The sequence below is a fragment of the Streptomyces sp. NBC_00299 genome, from assembly GCF_036173045.1.
Classification (GTDB): domain Bacteria; phylum Actinomycetota; class Actinomycetes; order Streptomycetales; family Streptomycetaceae; genus Streptomyces; species Streptomyces machairae.
Genome location: NZ_CP108039.1, coordinates 6576216 through 6598054, shown reverse-complemented (window position 1 = coordinate 6598054; position 21839 = coordinate 6576216). Strand labels below are relative to the sequence as shown.

The window sequence follows — 21839 nt, the reverse complement described above, 5'->3', positions numbered from 1 at the left end:
CGCCGGTACGGGGGCGACCTGACGGTCCCCGTACCGGCGTACACCAAGCCCGCACACCCTGAGCCGCGAACCTCGTCCGAAATATCGAACAAGAAGGACAGCTTGTGACCGACGCTTCCGCAGCCCGCCGACCCGGTGAGCGGGTTCTCGCCGCCCTCGGCCTGGCCGCGCCCGACCTCTCCCCCGCCGACGCCTCGCCCCACACGTTCCCGGGCGGCGGCCGCTGGCGCACCGAGATCCCCTCGTGCGAGGGTCCCGAAGCGCTGGCCGTCGTCCTGAAGGAAGCCTCGCTGCTGGACGTGCCGATCCACCGGATCAGCCAGGGCAGCGGTGTGTGGATGCTGACCGACACCGAGATCACCGAGATGGTCGAGGCCACGGCCGAACGCGACATCGAGCTCTGCCTGTTCACCGGCCCGCGCGGCACCTGGGACATCGGCGGGTCCACGCGCACCGACTCGCGGGGGGCCGGACTGCGCGCCCGGGGCCACGACGCCGTCGCCGGCTGCGTCGAAGACGCCGTACGGGCAACGGAGTTGGGCGTGAAGTGCCTGCTCGTCGCGGACGAGGGCGTGCTGTGGACGCTGCACCGGGCGAGAGCCGCCGGGATCATCCCGGCCGACACGACGCTCAAGGTGAGTGCGCTGATCGGGCCGGTCAACCCGGCGGCGTACGCGGTGTACGAGAACCTCGGCGCCGACTCGGTCAACGTGCCCAGCGATCTGACGCTCGATCACCTCACCGAGATACGGCGGGTTTCCGCCGCCCCCATGGACATGTACATCGAGGCCCCCGACGACCTCGGCGGCTATGTGCGGATGTACGAGGTCGCCGAGCTGATCCGGCGCGGCGCACCGCTCTATCTGAAGTTCGGGCTCTCCAAGGCCCCCGGCATCTATCCCTACGGCCACCACATGCGGGACCTGACGCTGGCCACCGCCCGGGAACGCGTACGGCGCGGACGGCTGGCCCTGGACCTGCTCGCACGGCACGGAGCTGACGGCGACATGGCGCCCCTCGGTTCACGGCTGCCCGGAACGCTGAGGCGATTCGAAACTCCCGCATAACGTTCCGGACAAACCCCCTTCACAGAAGAAGACGCAGTCGAACACAATCCCACACACCCTTGTTCTACTCCGTTCAGTCCTCGAAGCGTCTTCGCACCGCCCGACCGAGCCCTGCTCACACACATCAAGGATGATGATCATGCGTACTCGCAGAGCCGCACTCGCCGCCATAGCCTCCGCCGCGTCCCTCGCGCTGACCCTGACCGCCTGCGGCCAGAGCGGCGAGGGCGGCTCCAAGGAGGACTCGGGCAGCTCCGAGGGAGCCACCATCGGCATCGCGATGCCGACCAAGTCCTCCGAGCGCTGGATAGCCGACGGCAACAACGTCGTCGCGGACCTGAAGTCCAAGGGCTACAAGACCAAGCTGGTCTACGGCGAGGACGACCCGGACCAGCAGGTCTCGCAGATCGAGAACCTGATCACGCAGGGCGTCAAGGCGCTGATCGTCGCGGCCATCGACAACAAGTCGATGAACAACGTGCTCCAGCAGGCCAAGGACGCGAACATCCCGGTGATCTCCTACGACCGCCTGATCCTCGGCACGGAGAACGTCGACTACTACGCGTCGTTCGACAACGAGAAGGTCGGCGAGCTCCAGGCCAACTACATCATCGAGAAGCTCGGCCTCAAGGACGGCTCCAAGAAGGGCCCGTTCAACGTCGAGCTGTTCGCCGGCTCCAACGACGACAACAACACCCGCTACTTCTTCGGCGGGGCGATGAAGGTCCTGCAGCCCTACATCGACAAGAAGCAGCTCGTCGTCCGCTCCGGCCAGACCAAGCTGACCCAGGTCACCACCCTGCGCTGGGACGGCGGCACCGCCCAGAAGCGCATGGACGACATCCTGACCTCGGCCTACAAGAGCGAGCGCGTCGACGCGGTCCTCTCGCCGTACGACGGCATCTCCATCGGCATCCTGTCGGCGCTGAAGTCGGACGACTACGGCTCCAAGAGCAAGCCGCTGCCGGTCGTCACGGGTCAGGACGCCGAGGTCGCCTCGGTGAAGTCGATCATCGCCGACGAGCAGTCGATGACCGTCTACAAGGACACCCGCGAGCTCGCCAAGGTCGCCTCGGGCATGGTCGACGCCCTGCTCAACGACAAGAAGCCCGAGGTCAACGACACCAAGACCTACGACAACGGATCGAAGGTCGTCCCGGCGTACCTGCTGGAGCCGGTCGCGGTCGACAAGACCAACTACCAGAAGGAGGTCGTCGACTCCGGCTACATCAAGGAGAGCGACCTCAAGTAACCGCCGGCCCACTCTGATTGGAAGGCACGACCATGGCGGGACCCGTCCTGGAAATGCGCTCGATCGTCAAGACCTTTCCCGGCGTCAAGGCGCTGTCGGACGTCACGCTGACCGTCCGGCAGGGCGAGGTCCACGCCATCTGCGGGGAGAACGGCGCCGGCAAGTCGACCCTGATGAAGGTCCTCTCCGGCGTCCACCCGCACGGCACCTACGAGGGTGACATCCTCTTCGAGGGTGATGTCTGCGAGTTCAAGGACATCCGGGCGAGCGAGCAGCGCGGCATCGTCATCATCCACCAGGAGCTGGCGCTGTCGCCGTTCCTCTCCCTCGCGGAGAACATCTTCCTCGGCAACGAGCACGCCAAGGGCGGGTTCATCGACTGGCGGGAGACCCTGCGGCACGCCACCGAGCTGCTGCGCCGGGTCGGACTCTCCGACCACCCGGACACCCGCGTCGCCGACATCGGCGTGGGCAAGCAGCAGCTGGTGGAGATCGCGAAGGCGCTGTCGAAGAAGGTGAAGCTGCTCATCCTCGACGAGCCGACCGCGGCCCTGAACGACGAGGACAGCAGCAAACTCCTGGATCTGATCCTGGAGTTGAAGAAGCAGGGCATCACCTCGATCATCATCTCCCACAAGCTCAACGAGATCCGCAAGGTCGCCGACTCGGTGACGATCCTGCGCGACGGCCAGACCATCGAGACGCTCGATGTGAAGGCCGCCGAGACCACCGAGGACCGGATCATCAGCGGGATGGTCGGCCGGGACCTGGAGCACCGCTTCCCCGAGCGCACCCCGCACGAACCGGAGAAGGGCGCGGCACCGGCCCTGGAGATCCGCAACTGGACCGTGCACCACCCGATCGACCAGCAGCGCAAGGTGGTCGACGATGTGTCACTGTCGGTGCGGCGCGGGGAGATCGTCGGCATCGCGGGCCTGATGGGCGCCGGCCGCACCGAGCTCGCGATGAGCGTCTTCGGGCGGACGTACGGCCGTTACGCGGGCGGCACGGTCCTCAAGGACGGCACTCAGATCCGTACGAAGTCCGTCCCCGAGGCGGTCAAGAACGGCATCGCGTACGTCACCGAGGACCGCAAGCACTACGGCCTCAACCTCATCGACACCATCAACCGCAACATCTCGCTCAGCGCGTTGGGCAAGGTCGCCAAGCGGGGCGTGGTCGACGAGCACGGGGAGCGGCAGGTCGCCGAGGGCTTCCGCAAGTCCATGAACATCAAGGCGCCGACCGTCTTCGAGCCGGTGGGCAAGCTGTCCGGCGGCAACCAGCAGAAGGTCGTCCTCAGCAAGTGGATCTTCGCGGGTCCCGATGTGCTGATCCTGGACGAGCCGACGCGTGGCATCGATGTCGGCGCCAAGTACGAGATCTACACGGTCATCGACCAGCTGGCCGCCCAGGGCAAGGCGGTCGTCTTCATCTCCTCCGAGCTGCCGGAGCTGCTCGGCATGTGTGACCGCATCTACACGATGGCCGCGGGGCGGCTGACCGGCGAGTTCTCGCGGGCCGAGGCCTCGCAGGAATCGCTGATGCGTCAGATGACAAAGGACAAAGAGGTATCCCGATGAGCACGGATGTGACCGCCAAGAGCCCGGCCCCCGCGCCGCCGGGCAAGAGCTCGGGGGCCGCGGGCGCGGGCCTGCTCCAGCTGGTGATGGACGGTATGCGCCGCAACATGCGGCAGTACGGCATGCTGATCGCGCTCGGCCTGATCGTGGTGCTGTTCGCCGTGTGGACCGAGGGCGACCTGCTGCTGCCGCGCAACGTCTCCAACCTGGTGCTGCAGAACAGCTACATCCTGATCCTCGCGATCGGCATGATGCTGGTCATCATCGCGGGCCACATCGATCTGTCGGTGGGATCGCTGACGGCGTTCATCGGCTCGATGGCCGCGGTGTTCATGGTGAGGAACGACCTGCCATGGCCGGTGGCGGTGATCCTCTGCCTGGCCATGGGCGCCCTCGCGGGTGCGGCACAAGGGTTCTTCATCGCGTACGGCGGCATACCGTCCTTCATCGTGACCCTCGCGGGCATGCTGATCTTCCGCGGTCTGACGGAGATCTTCCTGGAGGGGCAGACCCTCGGCCCGTTCCCGGAGGGCCTGCAGAAGGTCGCCAACGGCTTCCTGCCCGAGGTCGGCCCGAACACGAACTACCACAACCTGACACTCCTGCTCGGCTTCGCGATGATCGCGTTCGTGGTCTTCCAGGAGTTCCGTGACCGCCGCCGGCAGCAGGAGTTCTCCCTGGAGGTCGCGCCCTTCAACCTGTTCCTGCTGAAGCTGGTCGCGCTCGGCGCCGCCATCCTCACGCTGACGATGCTGCTGGCCAGCTACAAGGGCGCTCCGATCGTGCTGCTCATCCTGGGCGTGCTGCTGGTCGGCTTCGGATACGTGATGCGCAACGCGATCATCGGCCGCCACATCTACGCCATCGGCGGCAACCTGCCCGCGGCCAAGCTGTCGGGCGTGAAGGACAAGAAGGTCACCTTCCTGGTCTTCCTGAACATGGGCATGCTCGCGGCCCTGGCGGGTCTGGTCTTCGCCGCCCGCTTCAACGCGGCCTCTCCCAAGGCCGGCCTCAACTTCGAGCTGGAGGCGATCGCGGCCTCGTTCATCGGCGGCGCGTCGATGAGCGGCGGCGTCGGCACCGTCCTCGGCGCGATCATCGGTGGCCTGGTCCTGGGCGTGCTGAACAACGGCATGAACCTCGTCGGCATCGGCACCGACTGGCAGCAGGTCATCAAGGGCCTGGTGCTGCTGGCGGCGGTCGGGTTCGACGTGTGGAACAAGCGCAAGGTCGGTTCGTAAGTCCAAGTAGGGCCCTGTCGCCGGGAATCCGGCGGCAGGGCCCTATGCCCCGCCGAAGAGGCGGGGCCCTTCCACTCTCGGTTCAACTTCCTGAGCAGGAGCCGCACATGGACATGAGCAGACGTACGGTCATAGCCGGAGCCGCGGCGGCGGGGATCACCGCCGCGACCGTCGGCAGCGCACACGCCACGGGAGGCAGGACGCCGGTGAAGGCGCTCTTCGGCAAGCTCGCCGACGGCACCAAGGTCTACAGCTGGTCGCTGGCGAACGGCGGCACCCGCATGAACGTCCTCTCCTACGGCGGCGTCGTGCAGTCCCTGGAGATCCCGGACCGCCGCGGCCGGCTGGCCAACGTCTCCCTGGGCTTCGACAACATCGAGGACTACGTCGCGAAGAGCCCGTACTTCGGCGCCCTGATCGGCCGGTACGGCAACCGCATCGGCAAGGGCAAGTTCACGCTCGACGGCAAGGCCTACCAGGTCAACGTCAACGACGGCGAGAACAGCCTGCACGGCGGCGCCCAGGGCTTCGACAAGCGCGTGTGGGACGTCGAGCCGTTCACCAAGGGCTCCGACGTCGGCCTGCACCTGTACTACACGTCCGTCGACGGCGAGATGGGCTACCCGGGCACGCTCAAGGTGAAGGTGACGTACACCCTCACCAAGCACGGCGACTGGCGCATCGACTACGCGGCCACCACCGACAAGGCCACCGTCGTCAACCTGACCAGCCACGTCTACTGGAACCTCGCCGGCGAGGGCAGCGGCACGATCGAGAACCACCAGCTGAAGATCGACGCCTCCCGCTACACCCCCGTCGACTCGGGTCTCATCCCCACCGGTCAGCTGGCCCCCGTCGCCGGCACGCCCTTCGACTTCCGCCGCACCAAGGCGATCGGCGAGGACCTGCGCGAGGCCCACCAGCAGCTGCTGTACGGCAAGGGCATCGACCACAACTGGGTCCTCGACAAGGGCATCTCGCCGCGCCCCGAGTGGATCGCCACCCTGAAGGACCCGTCCTCCGGCCGCACCCTGCGGATGGCGACCACCGAGCCCGGCCTGCAGTTCTACTCCGGCAACTTCCTCGACGGCACCCTCGTCGGCACGAGCGGCCGCACCTACCGGCAGGGCGACGCGCTGTGCCTGGAGACGCAGCACTTCCCGGACTCGCCGAACAAGCCGTCGTTCCCCTCGACGGTGCTGCGACCTGGGCAGACGTACCGTTCGACGACGGTCCACTCGTTCAGCTGCTGACAGCTGCCGACCCCGCTCGACCGTCCCTTCTGCCGGTTCTTCACAGGTGGCACACAAGTTCTCACCGGTTTCTCAGTGGTTGAACAGCGTCACCCCAGCCTCCGTATGTAAGGGCGGCCCGCGCTCCCCCGCGCGGGCCACCCAAAGACGACGGGCCCGGTCGTCCCCGCCGGGCCCGCCCCCTACGGAGGTTCCATGGCCGACAACGTCACCTCGCTGTTCCGCAGCACCGCGGCACACAGCCCGTCGATGGCGGCGCTGACGCGTGAGGGCGGCGACGGGGCCGGTCCGGTCGACTTCTGCATTCCCTGCAACCCGTACTTCCCGACGCCGGAGATGTTCCAGGACATGGGGGCCCGGCTGCGGGACATCATCACGTACTACCCGAGCAGCGCGGACACGATCACGGCCGAGCTGTGCAGTCTGCTCCAACTCCCGCCGCAGTGCGTGGCGATGGGCAACGGCTCCACGGAGCTGATCACCTGGATCGACCACCTGATGGTCCGGGAGTCCCTCGCCATCCCCGTCCCCACCTTCGGCCGCTGGACCGACCAGCCCATGGAGACCGGCAAGCGCGTCGACATGTTCCCGCTCCAGGAGTCCAGCGGCTTCGCCCTCGACCTCGCGCAGTACGCCGAGTTCATCCGCGCCCGGGGGACGCGGGTGGCGGTCATCTGCAACCCGAACAACCCCGACGGCGGCTATCTCCACAAGCACGCGCTCGTGCAGTTCATGGACGCCATGGCCGACCTGGACCTCGTCATCATCGACGAGAGCTTTTTGGAGTTCGCCGACGCCGAGCAGGAACCCTCGGTCGTCCAGGAGGCGATGATCCGCCCGAACGTCATCGTCCTGCGCTCCCTCGGCAAGAACTTCGGCCTGCACGGCATCCGCTTCGGCTACCTGGTCGCCAACCCGGCGCTCGCCGGCAAGGTCCGCTCGATGCTGCCCAAGTGGAACCTCAACGCCTTCGCCGAGCACGTGGTGTTCATGCTGAAGAACCACGGTGCCGAGTATGCGCAGAGCCTCCACCAGGTGCGCCGGGACCGCCTCGACATGGCCAGCCAGCTCTCCTCGCTCCCCGGCCTGACGGTCTATCCGTCGCAGGGCAACTTCCTCTTCGTACGTCTCCCCGTGGGCGCCGAAGGCACCGTGGTCCGGGATCGGCTGCTCACCGAGCACCGGATCCTGGTCCGCGAGTGCGGCAACAAGATCGGTTCGTCCAGCCGCTTCCTGCGACTCGTGGTGCGCCCCCAGGTGGACGTGCGTCGCCTGGTGTCCGGCCTGGAGCAGGTGCTCTACGGGTCCAGGAGGGGAGCCGCCGTACCCGAGCTGGGTACAGGGACCAACTACAGCTCGGGTACGGCGGCCGTGGACCGGTTGGTCAGCTCCACGAACGGTGCGGGGATGCCGGGGCTCGCCGCGCAGGCCATGGGGTCGCCCATGCCGGCACCGGCTCCGCCTCAGCCGCAGCCGCAGGTGGTGGCGCCGGCCGCCGCCACGGTGCCTCCGCAGGGCACGGGGATGCCCATGCCGGCGCCGGTTCCGGTGGCTCCGGCACCGGCCCCGATGCCCGCGCCGATGCCCACGCCTGTGCCCGTGCCGGCGGCTGCGCCCGCCCCTGCTCCGGCGCCCGCTCCGACGCCGTTCCCGTCACCCATGGCGCCCATGGCACCCGCCGCGGCGGCGATGCCCGGGCCCACGCCGCCCGGAGTGCCGGCTCGGGGTGGCCTTACGGCCGCGCAGGTGCGGGGCACTACTGGGCCGGGGCTTACTCCGGCGCCGGCGACCGGGTGGCCCAACAGTCAGTCTTGGCCGAATGCGGCGGGGATGGGGGCGGCGGGGTAGCGCCCCCTCGCCATAGGGGTGCGGGTGTTTGTGCGGCTGCGAGTGCGTCGTGGCTGGTCGCGCCCACGCGGCGGAGCCGCACATCCAACACCGGCCCGCGCCCCTGAAGGCGTTGCAGCCAGGTCGGCTTCAGGTACACCTTGATCAATACGCCACGGGCCAACCGCTGCTCCAGTTCAAGAGGTTGATGCCCAGCTTGGGTGTGCCGTTGTCGTTGGCGTCGTAGTAGTGGTAGACGATCAGGTCGCCGTCGACGTCGTTCATGATCGACTGGCCGCCGGGGCCGATGACGCTGCCGTGGGACTCCAGGACCGGGGTCCCGCCGTTGTTCATCATCGAGACGCCGCTCTTGTCGAGGTACGGGCCGGTGACGCCGGTGGCGCGGCCGACCTTGACCTTGTACGTGGAGCTGGTGCCCGCGCAGCAGGTGTCGTAGGACGCGAAGAGGTAGTAGTAGCCGCCCCGTTTCACGATGAAGGGTGCCTCCACGGCCTTGGTGCCGGTCGGGCGGGAGGCGAGGGAGTAGCGGGTGGAGTTGGAAGAGAGCTGCTTCCCCGTCGACGGGTTGATCTGGATCATCTTGATCCCCGTCCACCAACTGCCGAAGGACAGCCACCACTTGCCGTCGTCGTTCACGAAGAGGTTCGGGTCGATGGCGTTGTAGTCGCTTGAGGAGCTGGACGTGTAGACGGTGCCCTGGTCGGTCCAACTCCCGGGCTGCCCGGTGCTGGAGGTGGCGAGACCGATGGCCGACGTGTTCGAGCCGAACTTCGAGACGGAGTAGTACATCAGGTACTTGCCGCCCTGGTACGAGATGTCCGGCGCCCAGGCCTCCGGCACCGAGGAGTAGGTCGACCACCAGCCCGGCCGGGAGGAGAACGCGTCGGCGCCGTTCCTGAAGGCGGTGCGGTCACTGGAGGTCTTGTTGGCGATGCCGCCGCCCGTGGCGTACAGCAGGTACTGGCCGGACGAGGTGCGGAGCATCGTCGGGTCGTGGGTGACGATGTCGCCGGTGACACGGCCGGGGTTGGGGTACGCGGTCGCCGAGGACGGGATGAGGGCGAGGAGAGCGGCGGCGGGGAGTGCGATCAGGGCTGTGCGCTTGCGGAGGGTGCGGGGCATGCGGGTCCTCCTTGCGGTGGGGGTGACAGACCGGACTGTCGACCGATATGCCGAACAGCGCTCGCAAGTTCGAACGGGACCGTAGAATCGAACCCCTTGCGCGTCAAGGCCATTGACCGCTTCCGCGCATCCTGACCAGGGCCGGCCATCCGGGCAGGTCGACCTCGGCACAGACGGTCTTGCCGGGCGAGTCCCCTCGCTCCACCACCTCCCACCGGTCGGCCAGCGCCTCGACGAGGACGAGCCCGCGGCCGTGTTCGTCCAGGAGGTGTGGACGTCGCACGTCGCCGGGCTTCCGGGGGTGGGGCTCGGTACGGGTGTCACTGACCTCCACGCGGATGCTGCCCGTGGGCAGGGAGAGCCGCAGCTCGAAGTCCCGGCCGGGGACCCGGCCGTGGGTCACGGCGTTCGCGGCCAGCTCGGCGACGATCACCGCGACCGCGTCGGATGCGTCGCTGCCGTGCGGGATGCCCCAGGCGTGGAGCTGGTTCAGGGCGAGGTGCCGGGCGAGGCGGGCGCCGCGCGGGGTGGCGCTGAGGCGCTGGGTGAACACACGTACGGTGACCGGGGGTTGGGGGGTGTGAGGTGCGGGCATGCGCTCAATCTGGCGGCTGGGGCAGGCAGTTCACCAGGTGAGGGGCGCGTACGCTGCGGCAGCGTACGCGGTTACGGACTGGACAGTACTCATCACCACCCGTGACCATGAGCGCGGGAGGTGACCGACCGTGGTCGATGGCGTGGTGGGTACGGGTGGCGAGCCGGAGTCGTCGGACAGTCTGCGGACGTTCGGCGCGGTGGTCCAGGCGCTGCGGGAGCATGCGGGGTTGAGCCGGGAGGAGTTCGGGGACCTGGTGGGGCTGTCCAAGCACACGGTGGCGTCGGTGGAGTTGGGACGCCGGATGCCGGACCCGACGTTCGCGGACCGGTCGGAGCCGGTGCTGGGGAACACGGGTGCGTTGGTGAGTGCGGCGCAGCATCTGGCTCGGCAGCCGGGGTTGGCGGCATGGTTTCGGCGATGGGCTCAGCTGGAGGCGACGGCGATCACGCTGTACACGTACGAATGCCGGTTGATTCCGGGGTTGTTGCAGACGGAGGCATACGCGCGCACATTGTTCACGAACCAGCTGCCGCCCATGGACGACGAGCAGATCGAGGCGCAGTGGGCCGCACGCGCCGAGCGGCAACGCCTCCTGCGGGAGCGGCCGAACACTGCGTTCGCCTTCATCCTGGAAGAGCACCTCTTCCGTCGGCACACGGGCGGATTGGAGGTCACGCGGAGGCTTATCGACCACGTGCTGGCGATCGCCGAGCTGCGGAACGTGGAGATCCAGGTCATGCCGACGGAGCAGGAGACGCACGCGGGGCTCGACGGCCCCATGCGGCTGCTGGAGACTCCGGAGAACAAGTGGTTCGCCTACTGCGAGGGGCAGGAAAGCGGCCAGTTCATCGCTGACTCGAAGGTGGTCAGCATGCTCCAGATGCGGTATGCCAGGATGCGCTCACAGGCTCTCACTCTGAAGGACTCCCTGAGCCTGTTGCAGCGGATGCGAGGAGAGCTATGAGCACCAGTGAACTGGCCTGGTTCAAGAGCAGCTACAGCGGCGGATCCGGCGACGACTGCGTCGAAGTGGCCCTCGACTGGCGTAAATCCAGCTACAGCAGCGCATCCGGCGACGACTGCGTAGAGGTAGCCACCCGCCCCCACACCATCCACGTACGCGACTCCAAGAACCGGCGGGGCCCCGCCCTCACCCTCTCCCCCACCACCTGGACGGAGTTCATCGCGCACGTCCGTCCAGCAGGGCAAGCCCCAGCGGCGTAACGGAGTGCAGCGCCGCCTTCCCCGCCCTGCACGTGCTCAGTAACCCGGCCTTGCGCAGGATGCCCACGTGATGGCTGGCCGTGGCCGGTGAGATGCCCGCGTCGTGGGCGAGTTCGGTCGTCGTCACGCCATGGTCGGCGACCGATTCGAGGATCCCGGCGCGGGTGCGCCCGAGGAGGGCGTTCAAGGAGCGGAGCCCAGGCGTACCGCCGTTCAGGGGCGTCTCGTGGGTCATCGGGTAGACGACGACGCACGGCAACGCCGGATCCTTGAGCAGCGTCGGCTTGCGCCAGCAGAAGTACGACGGGAGGACCAGGAGCCCGCGTCCGTCGAGGCGGACGTCACGGTCCGCGCCCAGTCCCGTCACCTCCAGTACGGGCCGCCGCCAGACGAGGCCGGGGTGGAGGGCACCGAGCAGCGCGCCGAGGTCGCCGTCGGCCAGATACCGTCCGTGGGCGGCACGTTCGGCGCCGAAGCGGGTGCGGAGGCGACTCCACCAGGGGGCCAGCGCGGCCGTGAAGTACGCCCGGAAGACGCGCGCGAGGTGGCCGACGGCCTCCCTGTCACCGTCGGCGAGGGAACGCGCCCAGGGCGGCAGCCGCCGGCCCGCGCGGGACAGTTCCACCAGGTCGCCACGCAGCCGCTGCCGTGGCGTGGACAGCAGGGCACCGATCCCGGCGTCCAGGCCGCCCGTGCCGGCGGCCGGGGTGAGGAAGTCGGCCGAGTAGCCGATGGGCGGGGCCATGCGGAGCAACGGCCCTACGGCGGCGGGCAGTTCGCGTCGTACCCGGCGCCGCCAGCCGCCGAAGACGGCGGAACCGGTGTCCGTCTGAAGCATGTGCATGCTGAGCAGCGCCTCCCACATCGGGTCGGGAGCCTGCGCCAGCCTGATCTGGGCGAGATCGTCGTCGGTGAAGTGAATGCGTACGGCCATGTGAGCCATCCCCGTTCGGCACGTCGTGCACTCACATGCTCCGGGGTTCGTCGCCTCTTGACACCCTCAGATGTCATGGGGCGCCCCGCCGCACCGCCGGGGTGCGACGGGGCGCTCGTCGTCCGTCAGGCCCGGCGGGGCTTCTCAGCACTCCCCGACGGAGCTGACCTGGTCCCGGACGGGCGACGCCAGGTCCAGCGCCTGTCCGTCCAGGATCACCTGGATCTCGTTCTCGTAGTCCGCGTCCCGGTACAGGCACCACGAGTCGCCGGAGATGTTCTTCACCGACCACACATGGTCGTTGAGACCGCCCGCCAGCTGGCCCAGGTTGGATGCGCCGTCCGACAGCGAGTAGTGCGCGCCGCCGCCCTGCCCGTCGTGGTAGATGCAGAACTCCGACGGGTCGCAGGGCCAGGTCGCCGGGTCCCCGGCCGCTTGGGCGGAGGTGGGCACGGCGAGCATGGCGGCGGTGCCGACGAAGGCGGCGAGGCTGAGAGCGAGTCGGCTCTTGCGGATCGACATGAGGTACTTCCTTCCCCGTTGTTCCTCGTTGTTCCCCGTTGTTCCTCGTACGCCGACCAGCCTGGGCCCGTGTGCCACACCCCCGCACGCGCCTTCGATCTCCGTCGAATCGAGGCGAACACTCCAGCTCCTGCCCGATATCGGGCAGATATGTAGACGTTCCGCACCCCTCGACCTAGGGTGATCGCTCATGATCACCCTAGACGCAATGGGGACTTTCGCCCTGATAGTGGGACTTCTCACGCTCACTCCGGGACTGGATTCCGCACTCATCCTGCGCACCGCGGCGCTCAGGCACCGCCGTCGCGCGTGGGGCGTGGTCCTCGGCATCCAGAGCGGCACACTGGTCTGGGGCGTGCTCACCTCGCTCGGTGTGACCACACTGCTGACGGCGTCTCACCTCGCGTACGAGGCTCTTCGTTGGGCCGGAGCCGCGTACCTGGTGTGGATGGGCGGCAGGCTGCTGTGGGCCACCTGGCGCCCCCCATCGATCGAGAGCTCGCGGACAGCGGAGACCGAGGGCGGGGCAAGGGCCGGGGCGGGCGCCGGCGACACCCTGCTCGGTGGCTGGCGACAAGGGTTCGTGACCAATCTCCTCAACCCGAAGATGGGCGCCTTCTACGCCGCGGTGCTCCCGCAGTTCATCCCCTCCGGTGCCTCGCACCTTGCTCCAGGGGTGCTGCTGGCCGGTGTGCACATTCTCCTGGCCGTCATCTGGGCCTGTGCGTTGATCGCCTTCGCGCACGTGCTCCGCGACCGCCTGCAACGCCCCTCGGCCCGCCGCCAACTCGACCGCATCACGGGCACGGTCATCGCCGCATTCGGCATCCGGCTCGCACTCGGACAGTAGGGCACCGGCCGACGCAACCGCAGACGACCCGACAGCCACCGAACGGGCAACTTGCCACACCAACCGAATTGAAAGGACAGGTACATGGGCACGCTCCCCACCAGCGCCGAGGCCGTGGTCTTCGACTGCGACGGCCTGTTGGTCGACACCGAAGCCTGCTGGACCGTTGCGGAAACGGCCATCTTCGCGGCGCATGGCCATCCCTTCGGCCCTGAGCAGAAAGCCCTGGTCATCGGCCGCACCGTGGAAGCCGCCGGAGATGCCATGGCCGAGTACCTCGGGCGCCCCGGCGCCGGCGCCGAGATCGCCGCCGAACTCCTCGACGGGGTCCGCAAGGAGCTGGCCCGGGGCGCCGCGGCCCTCCCCGGGGCGGCGGAACTGGTGCGCGCCTGCGGGGCAGCCGTACCGATCGCCGTAGCCAGCAACAGCCCCCGGGAATTGCTGGACACGGCACTGTGGTCGGCCGGTCTCGCCGACTGCTTCACGCACTCGTTCGCCGCCGACGAAGTGCGCTCCCCCAAGCCCGCACCGGAGCTCTACCTCACAGCATGCGAGGCACTCGGTACGCCCCCCAAGCACTCCGTCGCGTTCGAGGACTCGGCCACGGGCACTGCCGCCGCGCGTGCTGCCGGCCTCTACGTCGCGGCCGTACCCTCCCTCCCAGGAGCCGACCTCGACCATGACTGGCTGGGCACCACGCTGGCCGACCATGAATTGCTGGACTGGGCCAGGCGACTGAGAGCCGGCACGGTCCGCTGAGCCGGCACCCCGGCCTGCGCCTTCCTTGCCGCCGAGGCCCGCCACCACCTCTCTCCGGGCGACCTCAAGTGAGGTGTCCGACAAGAAACTTGACGTCTGCTCACTTTGCTCAACTGACAGCCCGCCAACAGGATCAGTTCCTACGGTGCCGTGCTCATGACAGACACTTCAGGGACAACCCCCACCGTGATCGGGCGCCGCACCGTGCTCATCGCCACCGGCGCCGCGGCCGTATCGCTGGCCGTCGCCGCCGCGCCTGAAGCCCCCACAGCCGAGGCGGCCGACCCGGCCCCCGTCGCCGCCGCGGCCGTCTGCACACTCACGAAGGAGATGACCGAAGGCCCCTACTACCTCGACGGACAGCTCGTCCGCGCCGACATCAGCGAGGACAAGACCGGCATCCCGCTGCAGCTCAGGCTCACGGTCGTCGACGACAGCACCTGCGCGCCGCTGAACAGCGCCCTGGTGGAGATCTGGCACTGCGACGCCCTCGGCGAGTACTCCGGCTTCGTCGGCAACAACGGCCACGACGAGCCCGACAACGGCACCTTCCTGCGGGGCGGCGTGCTCACGGGGTCGGACGGCGTCGCGCGCATCACGTCCGTGTACCCCGGCTGGTACCGCGGCCGGTGCGTCCACATCCACGTCAAGGTGCACACCGACGTCACGCTCACCGACGACGGCTCGTTCACCGGCGGCCAGGAACTCCACACCGGCCAGCTCTTCTTCGACGAGACGATCACGACCCGCGTCGCCGCGCTCGCCGTCTACGCCGCCAACACCGTCCCGCGCACCACCCTCGCCCAGGACTCCATCTACGACGACGGAGGCGCCGCGTCCGGGCTGCTGGCCCTGACCGCACTGGGCAGTTCACCCTCCGCCGGCTATGCGGGGGCGCTCACCCTGGGAGTGGAGAGCTGACCCGACATCCACACCGACGCCAAGCCGCGCCCGACTGCGATCATCGGGCGCGGCTCGGCCTGTGCAGGCGGTGCTGCTACTTGCCGGGGCACTCCTTCCACGCCAGGTGGTACACGGTGCTGATGTCACCGTCGGTCGAGTCCATGGTCATGAAGCTGACCTTGCTCGGAGACGACGAGCCGGCGTTGACGCGCAGCTCGGTGTTGATGTTGAAGTTGCGCTGCTTTCCACAGGGCGCCCAGATCAACTGGGCCCAGTCGGTCTCGTCGGTGGCCTGCCAGTTGTCGTTGAGGGGGCCGCTGAAGGGGTGGCTGCGGAACTGCGTGTTCGGTGAGCCCTGGAAGTAGTACGAGGCTCTCTGCATGGCGTTCGCGCCGGACTGGAGGGAGGCGAAGCCGCGGTAGTCGGCGCTGGCGATGGCGTAGGTGAAGCCACCGGGGACGTGCACGACCAGGCTGAGCTGGCAGTTCTTACGGAACGCCGTGGGGTCGGAGTTGCCGCCGACCTGGGCGAGGTAGTCGCTGTAGGTCACGGTGAAGGCGGTGTTGTCCTCGGAGACGGCGACGGCGGTGGTGCCCTGGGGGCAGCCGGAACCGTTCACCGTGGCGACCTTGATGACGATCTTGTCCGGCGGCGGGTCTTCGAACGCCGGCGCGGCCTGAGCGGGCAACGTCGCGGTGAGCAGAGCGGCCAGCGCGCCGCCGCTCAGCAGGAGTCGCAGGAGTCCACGTGCCATGGAGCTCTCCTTGGGGATGGGGGGTGGCTGCGCCTCCGACCCCGTTTTCAAGCCGGTTGAATCTTTGAAGAAACAGTGACTTTTCTGTGAAGGTCGAAGGCGTTCGCATCGTAGGGGGCCGCGCATGGCATGGCCACGACGAACTCCAGCCATTCACAGGTGAGTTGAGGCACGCGAGCGTGTCCGCCCGGTCGGTCAGGTGCCGACCGGCTGACGCTCCTCGGCGGACTCGACCCCGGTCGCGTTCCGCTCCTTGAGGTGGGCGCGGACCGAGTACGCGAGGGCGGCGGCCCACAGCGCGTACAGGGCGACGTAGAGCACGTCACTGGTCAGCAGAGTGCGGGCGTTGGTCACGACGATCACTCCGCCGACCGCCGATCCCAGCACCCGCGGCGGCAGCAGCCGCACCAGCCAGGCGGCGAGGGGCGCGGCGACCAGACCGCCCAGCAGGAACGCGGCGACCCACATGACGTCGATGCCCTGGGAGCCGAGGGAGAAAAGAAAGCCGAGGCCGGCGGCCACCGCTACGAGGAACTCGCTGGTGTCGATGGAGCCGATGACCTTGCGCGGCTCCATCCGGCCGGAGGCGAGGAGGGCGGGCGTACAGACGGGGCCCCAGCCGCCTCCCCCGGTGGCGTCGAGGAAGCCGGCGACCAGCCCCAGCGGGGCCAGGAACCGGCGCCGGAGCGGCCTGCCCAGCCGGCCCTCCGGCAGCCCCCGGAAGGTGAACCGGACCAGGACGTACACACCCAGCCCCAGCAGGATCGCGGACATCGCCGGCTTCGCGACCTCCGTCGACAGCCGGGACAGCACGGCCGCCCCGAGGAACGCGCCCACCGCGCCCGGTACGCCGATCCGCGCGACCACGCTCCAGTCGACGTTCCCGAAGCGCCAGTGCGCCGCCCCCGACATCAGCGTCGTACCGATCTCGGCGAGATGGACGGTCGCGGAGGCGGCGGCGGGGTTGGTGCCCAGGGCCAGCAACAGCGTGGTCGAGGTCACCCCGTACGCCATGCCGAGGCTGCCGTCCACGAGCTGGGCCCCGAGGCCCGCGAGGGCGAGCAGGATCAACGTGCGCATGGGCGGCGACGGTAGGGCCCCAAGCTGAGCAAACCCTTAGGGAAGCTGAACGCAGTCTTGGGGCCCTGTGAAGATCGCCCGCCCGGTCAGCTCAGGCGGATCACGTTCCAGGACAGCGGTTCCAGTACGGCGGTGAGGCTGCCGTCCTTGAGTGCCGTGCCCTCGACGGCGTGCGGGGTGACCCGCTCCGGCTCGTCGAGGGTGTTGCGGGCGTCCGGGTCGGCGTCCGCGAGGGCGCTGTGCTCGACGACCGCCGTCAGGGCGAGGCCATTCAGGGCGACGTCGAGGGGCAGGGCGTCGGTCCGGCTGCGGTTGACCGCGAAGACGGTGACCGTGCCGTCCTCGGCGCGCACGGCGGTGGCGTGCAGCAGGTCGGCCTCGCCGTACTTCTTCGTCTCGTAGGCCGGGGAGTCCACCCGGACGTCCAGCACCTGGCCGCGGCCGTACTTGGCGGCCTGCGCGAACGGGAAGAACGTCGTCTGCCGCCACGCCGGGCCGCCCGGCTCGGTCATGATCGGCGCGATGACGTTGACCAGCTGGGCGAGGCAGGCCACGGTGACGCGGTCGGCGTGCCGCAGCAGCGCGATGAGGAGCGAGCCGAAGACGACCGCGTCCATGACGCTGTAGTTGTCCTCCAGGAGGCGGGGAGCCTGTGGCCAGTCCGTCAGCGTCTTGGCGTGTTCCTCCCACTCGGGCAGGTACCAGACGTTCCACTCGTCGAAGGAGAGGTTGATCCGCTTCTTCGACTTCAGCCGCGCGCCCACGTGGTCGGCGGTCGCGACGACGTTCTCGATGAAGGCCTCCATGTCGACGGCGGAGGCGAGGAAGGAGTCGATGTCGCCGTTCTCGGGCCAGTAGTAGGCATGCAGCGAGATGTGGTCGACGAGGTCGTACGTCTCCTTGAGGACCGTCGCCTCCCATTCGGCGAAGGTCGGCATGGACTGGCTGGAGGAGCCGCAGGCGACGAGTTCGACGTTCGGGTCGATCTGGCGCATGGCGCGGGCGGTCTCGGCAGCGACACGGCCGTACTCCTCGGCCGTCTTGTGGCCCGTCTGCCAGGGGCCGTCCATCTCGTTGCCGAGGCACCACAGCCTGATGCCGAAGGGGTCCTTGTCGCCGTGCGTGACACGGAGGTCGGACAGGGCGGTGCCGGCCGGGTGGTTGGCGTACTCCTGGAGCTCCAGGGCTTCCGCGACACCGCGGGTGCCGAGGTTGAGGGCCATCATGGGCTCGGCCTGGGGACCGATCTTGCGGAGGAAGTCGATGTACTCGGACAGGCCGAAGCGGTTGGTCTCCGTGGAGTGCCAGGCGAGGTCGAGGCGGCGGGGGCGGTCCTCGGCGGGACCGACCGAGTCCTCCCACTTGTAGCCGGAGACGAAGTTGCCGCCGGGGTAGCGGACGGTGGTGACGCCGAGTTCGCGGACGAGGTCCAGGACGTCCTGGCGCAGGCCCGTCTCGTCGGCCGTGGGGTGGTCCGGTTCGAAGATGCCGGTGTAGACGCAGCGGCCGAGGTGTTCGACGAAGGATCCGAAGAGACGGGGGTTGACCTCACCGACCGTGAAGGCGGGGTCGAGGGTGAAGCGGGCGGTACGGGACATGAGGTCCTCTCGCAGGAGTGTCACTGAACAGGGGGCCTGCCACTCACTGCCCCGCCAGGCCCGTGTGGGCCACGCCCCGCACGATCTGGCTCTGGAACAGGACGAAGGCGGCGATCAGGGGGAGGCCCGCGATGATGCCGCCGGCCATGAGCTGGGGCCAGACGATGCCGAAGGCGTTCTGCACGGTGGCGATGCCGTTCGGCATGGTCATCAGGTCGGGGTTGTTGGTCACCATGTACGGCCAGATGAAGTTGTTCCAGGAGGCGATGAAGGTGAAGATCCCCACCGCCGAGAGGGACGGCTTCGACAGGGGCAGGACGATCGTGAAGAAGATCCGCCAGCGGCCCGCGCCGTCGATGAAGGCCGCCTCCTCCAGTTCGCGGGGCAGCGACTGGAAGAACTTGTAGAGGATGTAGACCATCGCCGCGGGCGCGCACTGCGGCAGGATCATGCCCCAGTAGGTGTCCACCATGCCGAGCGACTGCACGGTGGTGAACAGCGGGACGCCGAGGACGGCCGGGGAGAACATCAGGCCCGCCATCGTGACCGCCATCAGGGCCGACTTGCCGCGGAACTCCGTACGGGCGAAGCCGTATCCGGCGAGCGACGACACCAGCAGCACGATGAAGGTGACGCAGACGGACACCACGACGGAGTTCACGAACCAGTTGGGGATGTTGCCGGCCTCCAGGACCGCCTGCCAGGAGTCCAGTGTGAAGTCGTCGGGGATCCAGTGCGGGGCGGCCACCGACTCGGTCGGGGTCTTGAGGGAGGTGGACAGGGCCCAGAGCAGGGGGGCCACCCAGACTGCCGAGAGGGCCGCGGCGACCAGGGTCAGGGCGATCTGGCCGGGGGTCCAGGTGCTGCGGGGCCTGCGCGGCACGGGAGTCGTCGGGGTCGTCATCGGGCGCTCTCCTCGCGGTTGCGCAGCAGCCACATCCGTCCGAGGGCGACGACCGCGATGATCAGGAACAGGATGAAGGAGATCGCGGAGGCATAGCCCACGCGGTAGCTGGTGAAGCCCTGTTCGAGGGTGTACTGGACGAAGGTGCGCGTCGATTCCTCCGGGCCCGGCCCGAACTGGTACATGACCACGGCCTGGTCGAAGACCTGGAGCGAGGCGAGGATCTGGAGCGCGATCACCAGGCCGGTGATGTTGCGCAGGTTCGGCACGGTGATGTGGAGCAGCCGCTGGAAGGCGTTGGCCCCGTCCAACTCAGCCGCTTCGTAAAGGTGTTGGGGGATGTTCTGCAGGGCGGCCAGGTAGAGCAGGAAGCTGAAGCCGACCGTCCACCACAGGGTGGCGACGACGACGGCGAGCAGGGCCGTGGACTTCTGGGTGAGCCAGGGGGTGTCCAGGCCGAGGACGTGGTTGACCATGCCGTTGGTGGGCTGGAAGAGCCACCACCACAGGTTGCCGATGACCGCGGACGGCAGCAGGAAGGGGGCGAAGAAGCAGAGCCGCCACAGCCACTTGAAGTGCACGGTGTGGTGGGCGACGAGCGCCATCAGCAGGGCGACGACGACGATGGCCGGGACGACGTACAGGGTGAACTGCACGCTGTGTGTGAGGGAGTCCCAGACCAGGTCGTCCTTGAGCGCCTCGCGGTAGTTGTCGAGGCCGACGAAGGTCGTGTGGTCGCCGGAGATGTTGGCGTCGGTGAAGCTGAGGTAGAGGCCGCGGACGACCGGCAGGACGACGAAGAGGCCGTACAGGACGAAGAACGGGGCGACGAACCAGCCGCCGTGCTGGAAACGGTTGCCCCAGCGCAGTCGGGCGGAGTCGGTGGCGGTGGTCGCGCGCGGGCGCAGCACTCCGTGGGCGACGGTCGTGGTCGTACTGCTCATGCGCCCGCTCCCTTCAGTTCCCGGGCTGCCGTCAGGCCGGTCATGGGGTTCTTGGCCGCGAGCAGTTGATGCAGGAGGGACTTCAGCCGGCGGGCCGCCGCGTCGGGCTTCGCCGAGCCCAGGGTGGACGAGGCGATGACCGGGCCGAGGCGGGTGGCGAGGATGCCGGTGGAGCCCGCGAACCAGATGTGGGGTTCGGTGGCCGGGTGCTCCATGGCGGGCCCGGAGTACTCGTTCTGCGGGGTGAGTTCGAGGTAGCCGGGGTCCTTGAAGGTGGGCAGATAGGCGGGTACGTGGCCGCCGTTGGCCCAGGTGGTGGCGTGGGAGACCATGTAGGCGGCGAGTTCGTAGGCGCCCTCGTTCGGGGCGCCGCCGCGGTCGGCCTGGTGGGGCAGGACGAAGGCGTGCGACTCGACGTGGGTGGCCGCGGTGCCGAAGACCGGGGGCAGCGGCTGGGCGCCGTACTCGATCTTCTCGCCGTTGAAGTACGGCACCGACCAGTTGCCCTCCCAGGTGAAGGGTGATCCGGCGATGAAGGCCTCGCCGTCCGCCTCGCCGACGGTGACGTAGCCCTCGGTGACGTTCCGGCGGAGGAACTCCAGGACCTGGGTGGCCTTGTCGGTGTCGAAGGTGACCTGGGTCTGGTCCTCGTCGAAGTAGGTGCCGCCGAGCTGCTGGTAGAAGGAGACGAAGAACCACCAGGCGAAATTCTGGTCGTTGGCGTGCAGCCCGAGGGTCTGCTGCCCCTTCTTCAGCTGTCCCTTGGCCGCCTTGAGAATCTCGAACCACTCGTCGGGGTCGCCGGCGGCGGGCAGCCGCCCGTCGGAGTCCAGCAGGCCGGCCTTCTCGCACACGTCCTTGCGGTAGAAGTTCAGCTGGACGTGGATGTCGAGGGGCAGGGCGTACAACTCGCCGTCGACGATGCCGCGGCGCCACAGCACGGGGTTGAAGTCGGCCTCCCGTACGCCGTACTCGGCGAGCAGGTCCACGTCCCAGGGGTCGAGCAGGCGGCCCGGCGCGAAGCCGGGGATACGGCCCTGGTGCATGACCGCGAGGTCCGGCGCGCGGTTGCCCGCGGCGGCCATGGCGAGCTTGGTGTAGTAGGGCCCGCCCCAGGTGAGGGTGGAATCCTTGACGGCGACGTCCGGGTTCGCCTTGCGGAAGGCGTCCACCATCGCGACCTGGTTGGTGCCGTCGCCACCTTGGAAGAGGTTCCAGTACCGCACCCGGGTACGAGCACTGGACGCAAGCGCGTCGGCCCCCGTCCCGAGTGCCGCGAACCCGAAGCTGCCGGCCACCGCCAATCCGCCCGCGGTGGCCAGAAGTTGCCTGCGATTGAGGTCAGGTCGTCCCATTCCCTGCCCTATCTGTTCGAGATACCGACATACGCCCGTAACTTCGAA

Annotated in this window: 21 protein-coding genes; 11 read left to right on the top strand and 10 right to left on the bottom strand. The window is 68.5% G+C overall.

Annotated elements, in window-relative coordinates:
* The first annotated feature begins 104 nt into the window (after nucleotides 1–104).
* From OHT51_RS29345 to OHT51_RS29320, 6 genes are all read left to right on the top strand, one after another.
* Nucleotides 105–1067: a hypothetical protein gene (locus OHT51_RS29345; RefSeq protein WP_328881917.1), complete on the top strand. Its 963-nt coding sequence runs from the start codon at nucleotides 105–107 to the stop codon at nucleotides 1065–1067.
* Between the two features lie 139 nt (nucleotides 1068–1206).
* Nucleotides 1207–2319: a multiple monosaccharide ABC transporter substrate-binding protein gene (gene chvE, locus OHT51_RS29340; RefSeq protein ID WP_362377770.1), complete on the top strand. Its 1113-nt coding sequence runs from the start codon at nucleotides 1207–1209 to the stop codon at nucleotides 2317–2319.
* 32 nt (nucleotides 2320–2351) lie between these two features.
* Entirely contained in the window at nucleotides 2352–3902 is a 1551-nt protein-coding gene (gene mmsA / locus OHT51_RS29335; protein ID WP_328881915.1) for a multiple monosaccharide ABC transporter ATP-binding protein, read from the top strand.
* Nucleotides 3899–5143 carry a multiple monosaccharide ABC transporter permease gene (gene mmsB / locus OHT51_RS29330; protein WP_328881914.1) on the top strand — a complete coding sequence of 415 codons (1245 nt, stop codon included), beginning with the start codon at nucleotides 3899–3901 and terminating at the stop codon, nucleotides 5141–5143. The genes mmsA and mmsB overlap by 4 nt, the downstream gene beginning before the upstream one ends.
* A gap of 107 nt (nucleotides 5144–5250) precedes the next feature.
* Nucleotides 5251–6396: an aldose epimerase family protein gene (locus OHT51_RS29325; RefSeq protein WP_328881913.1), complete on the top strand. Its 1146-nt coding sequence runs from the start codon at nucleotides 5251–5253 to the stop codon at nucleotides 6394–6396.
* 195 nt (nucleotides 6397–6591) lie between these two features.
* Entirely contained in the window at nucleotides 6592–8244 is a 1653-nt protein-coding gene (locus OHT51_RS29320) for a pyridoxal phosphate-dependent aminotransferase (RefSeq protein ID WP_328881912.1), read from the top strand.
* A gap of 144 nt (nucleotides 8245–8388) precedes the next feature.
* On the opposite strand, the gene OHT51_RS29315 is transcribed toward OHT51_RS29320, so the two are convergent.
* Nucleotides 8389–9366 carry an arabinan endo-1,5-alpha-L-arabinosidase gene (locus tag OHT51_RS29315; protein WP_328881911.1) on the bottom strand — a complete coding sequence of 326 codons (978 nt, stop codon included), beginning with the start codon at nucleotides 9364–9366 and terminating at the stop codon, nucleotides 8389–8391.
* A gap of 103 nt (nucleotides 9367–9469) precedes the next feature.
* Nucleotides 9470–9961, bottom strand: coding sequence for an ATP-binding protein (locus OHT51_RS29310; protein WP_328881910.1), 492 nt, complete (start codon nucleotides 9959–9961; stop codon nucleotides 9470–9472).
* 130 nt (nucleotides 9962–10091) lie between these two features.
* On the opposite strand from OHT51_RS29310, the gene OHT51_RS29305 reads away from it, so the two are divergent.
* Nucleotides 10092–10928: a helix-turn-helix domain-containing protein gene (locus OHT51_RS29305; RefSeq protein WP_328881909.1), complete on the top strand. Its 837-nt coding sequence runs from the start codon at nucleotides 10092–10094 to the stop codon at nucleotides 10926–10928.
* Nucleotides 10925–11188, top strand: a complete 264-nt coding sequence (locus tag OHT51_RS29300; protein ID WP_328881908.1) for a DUF397 domain-containing protein — start codon at nucleotides 10925–10927, stop codon at nucleotides 11186–11188. Before OHT51_RS29305 ends, OHT51_RS29300 begins: the two co-directional genes overlap by 4 nt.
* On the opposite strand, the gene OHT51_RS29295 is transcribed toward OHT51_RS29300, so the two are convergent.
* Nucleotides 11145–12122, bottom strand: coding sequence for a helix-turn-helix domain-containing protein (locus OHT51_RS29295; RefSeq protein WP_328881907.1), 978 nt, complete (start codon nucleotides 12120–12122; stop codon nucleotides 11145–11147). The two genes, OHT51_RS29300 and OHT51_RS29295, sit on opposite strands and share 44 nt — an antisense overlap.
* Before the next feature lie 144 nt (nucleotides 12123–12266).
* A complete protein-coding gene (locus OHT51_RS29290) occupies nucleotides 12267–12644 on the bottom strand; it encodes a peptidase inhibitor family I36 protein (RefSeq protein WP_328881906.1) in 378 nt (125 codons plus the stop codon).
* 208 nt (nucleotides 12645–12852) lie between these two features.
* Between OHT51_RS29290 and OHT51_RS29285 the strand changes: the two genes are divergently transcribed.
* The 3 genes from OHT51_RS29285 (at nucleotide 12853) to OHT51_RS29275 (ending at nucleotide 15174) form a co-directional block, all read left to right on the top strand.
* On the top strand, nucleotides 12853–13494 hold the full coding sequence (locus OHT51_RS29285) for a LysE family translocator (RefSeq protein ID WP_328881905.1): 642 nt from the start codon (nucleotides 12853–12855) through the stop codon (nucleotides 13492–13494).
* Nucleotides 13495–13578: 84 nt separating this feature from the next.
* Nucleotides 13579–14253 (top strand): HAD family hydrolase, encoded by a 675-nt coding sequence (locus tag OHT51_RS29280; RefSeq protein WP_328881904.1) that lies wholly within the window; start codon nucleotides 13579–13581, stop codon nucleotides 14251–14253.
* 156 nt (nucleotides 14254–14409) lie between these two features.
* Nucleotides 14410–15174 carry an intradiol ring-cleavage dioxygenase gene (locus OHT51_RS29275; protein WP_328881903.1) on the top strand — a complete coding sequence of 255 codons (765 nt, stop codon included), beginning with the start codon at nucleotides 14410–14412 and terminating at the stop codon, nucleotides 15172–15174.
* 76 nt (nucleotides 15175–15250) lie between these two features.
* On the opposite strand, the gene OHT51_RS29270 is transcribed toward OHT51_RS29275, so the two are convergent.
* The 6 genes from OHT51_RS29270 to OHT51_RS29245 form a co-directional block, all read right to left on the bottom strand.
* Entirely contained in the window at nucleotides 15251–15910 is a 660-nt protein-coding gene (locus tag OHT51_RS29270; protein ID WP_328881902.1) for a DUF4360 domain-containing protein, read from the bottom strand.
* A gap of 195 nt (nucleotides 15911–16105) precedes the next feature.
* On the bottom strand, nucleotides 16106–16990 hold the full coding sequence (locus OHT51_RS29265; RefSeq protein WP_328881901.1) for a sulfite exporter TauE/SafE family protein: 885 nt from the start codon (nucleotides 16988–16990) through the stop codon (nucleotides 16106–16108).
* An 86-nt stretch (nucleotides 16991–17076) separates the two neighbouring features.
* The gene (gene arfA, locus OHT51_RS29260; RefSeq protein WP_328881900.1) at nucleotides 17077–18588 is read right to left on the bottom strand and encodes an arabinosylfuranosidase ArfA; all 1512 of its coding nucleotides are present in this window, start codon (nucleotides 18586–18588) and stop codon (nucleotides 17077–17079) included.
* Nucleotides 18589–18631: 43 nt separating this feature from the next.
* A complete protein-coding gene (locus tag OHT51_RS29255) occupies nucleotides 18632–19492 on the bottom strand; it encodes a carbohydrate ABC transporter permease (protein WP_328881899.1) in 861 nt (286 codons plus the stop codon).
* Nucleotides 19489–20436: a carbohydrate ABC transporter permease gene (locus tag OHT51_RS29250; protein WP_328881898.1), complete on the bottom strand. Its 948-nt coding sequence runs from the start codon at nucleotides 20434–20436 to the stop codon at nucleotides 19489–19491. The genes OHT51_RS29255 and OHT51_RS29250 overlap by 4 nt, the downstream gene beginning before the upstream one ends.
* The gene (locus OHT51_RS29245) at nucleotides 20433–21791 is read right to left on the bottom strand and encodes an extracellular solute-binding protein (protein ID WP_328881897.1); all 1359 of its coding nucleotides are present in this window, start codon (nucleotides 21789–21791) and stop codon (nucleotides 20433–20435) included. The genes OHT51_RS29250 and OHT51_RS29245 overlap by 4 nt, the downstream gene beginning before the upstream one ends.
* Nucleotides 21792–21839: the final 48 nt, after the last annotated feature.

Excerpts from the sequence above, each read along its gene's own strand:
- chvE (WP_362377770.1), top strand. The coding sequence starts at position 1,207 with ATGCGTACTCGCAGAGCCGCACTCGCCGCCATAGCCTCCGCCGCGTCC.
- mmsA (WP_328881915.1), top strand. The coding sequence starts at position 2,352 with ATGGCGGGACCCGTCCTGGAAATGCGCTCGATCGTCAAGACCTTTCCC.
- mmsB (WP_328881914.1), top strand. The coding sequence starts at position 3,899 with ATGAGCACGGATGTGACCGCCAAGAGCCCGGCCCCCGCGCCGCCGGGC.
- OHT51_RS29325 (WP_328881913.1), top strand. The coding sequence starts at position 5,251 with ATGGACATGAGCAGACGTACGGTCATAGCCGGAGCCGCGGCGGCGGGG.
- OHT51_RS29320 (WP_328881912.1), top strand. The coding sequence starts at position 6,592 with ATGGCCGACAACGTCACCTCGCTGTTCCGCAGCACCGCGGCACACAGC.
- OHT51_RS29315 (WP_328881911.1), bottom strand. The coding sequence starts at position 9,366 with ATGCCCCGCACCCTCCGCAAGCGCACAGCCCTGATCGCACTCCCCGCC.
- OHT51_RS29310 (WP_328881910.1), bottom strand. The coding sequence starts at position 9,961 with ATGCCCGCACCTCACACCCCCCAACCCCCGGTCACCGTACGTGTGTTC.
- OHT51_RS29300 (WP_328881908.1), top strand. The coding sequence starts at position 10,925 with ATGAGCACCAGTGAACTGGCCTGGTTCAAGAGCAGCTACAGCGGCGGA.
- OHT51_RS29295 (WP_328881907.1), bottom strand. The coding sequence starts at position 12,122 with ATGGCCGTACGCATTCACTTCACCGACGACGATCTCGCCCAGATCAGG.
- OHT51_RS29290 (WP_328881906.1), bottom strand. The coding sequence starts at position 12,644 with ATGTCGATCCGCAAGAGCCGACTCGCTCTCAGCCTCGCCGCCTTCGTC.
- OHT51_RS29285 (WP_328881905.1), top strand. The coding sequence starts at position 12,853 with ATGGGGACTTTCGCCCTGATAGTGGGACTTCTCACGCTCACTCCGGGA.
- OHT51_RS29280 (WP_328881904.1), top strand. The coding sequence starts at position 13,579 with ATGGGCACGCTCCCCACCAGCGCCGAGGCCGTGGTCTTCGACTGCGAC.
- OHT51_RS29275 (WP_328881903.1), top strand. The coding sequence starts at position 14,410 with ATGACAGACACTTCAGGGACAACCCCCACCGTGATCGGGCGCCGCACC.
- OHT51_RS29270 (WP_328881902.1), bottom strand. The coding sequence starts at position 15,910 with ATGGCACGTGGACTCCTGCGACTCCTGCTGAGCGGCGGCGCGCTGGCC.
- OHT51_RS29265 (WP_328881901.1), bottom strand. The coding sequence starts at position 16,990 with ATGCGCACGTTGATCCTGCTCGCCCTCGCGGGCCTCGGGGCCCAGCTC.
- arfA (WP_328881900.1), bottom strand. The coding sequence starts at position 18,588 with ATGTCCCGTACCGCCCGCTTCACCCTCGACCCCGCCTTCACGGTCGGT.
- OHT51_RS29255 (WP_328881899.1), bottom strand. The coding sequence starts at position 19,492 with ATGACGACCCCGACGACTCCCGTGCCGCGCAGGCCCCGCAGCACCTGG.
- OHT51_RS29250 (WP_328881898.1), bottom strand. The coding sequence starts at position 20,436 with ATGAGCAGTACGACCACGACCGTCGCCCACGGAGTGCTGCGCCCGCGC.
- OHT51_RS29245 (WP_328881897.1), bottom strand. The coding sequence starts at position 21,791 with ATGGGACGACCTGACCTCAATCGCAGGCAACTTCTGGCCACCGCGGGC.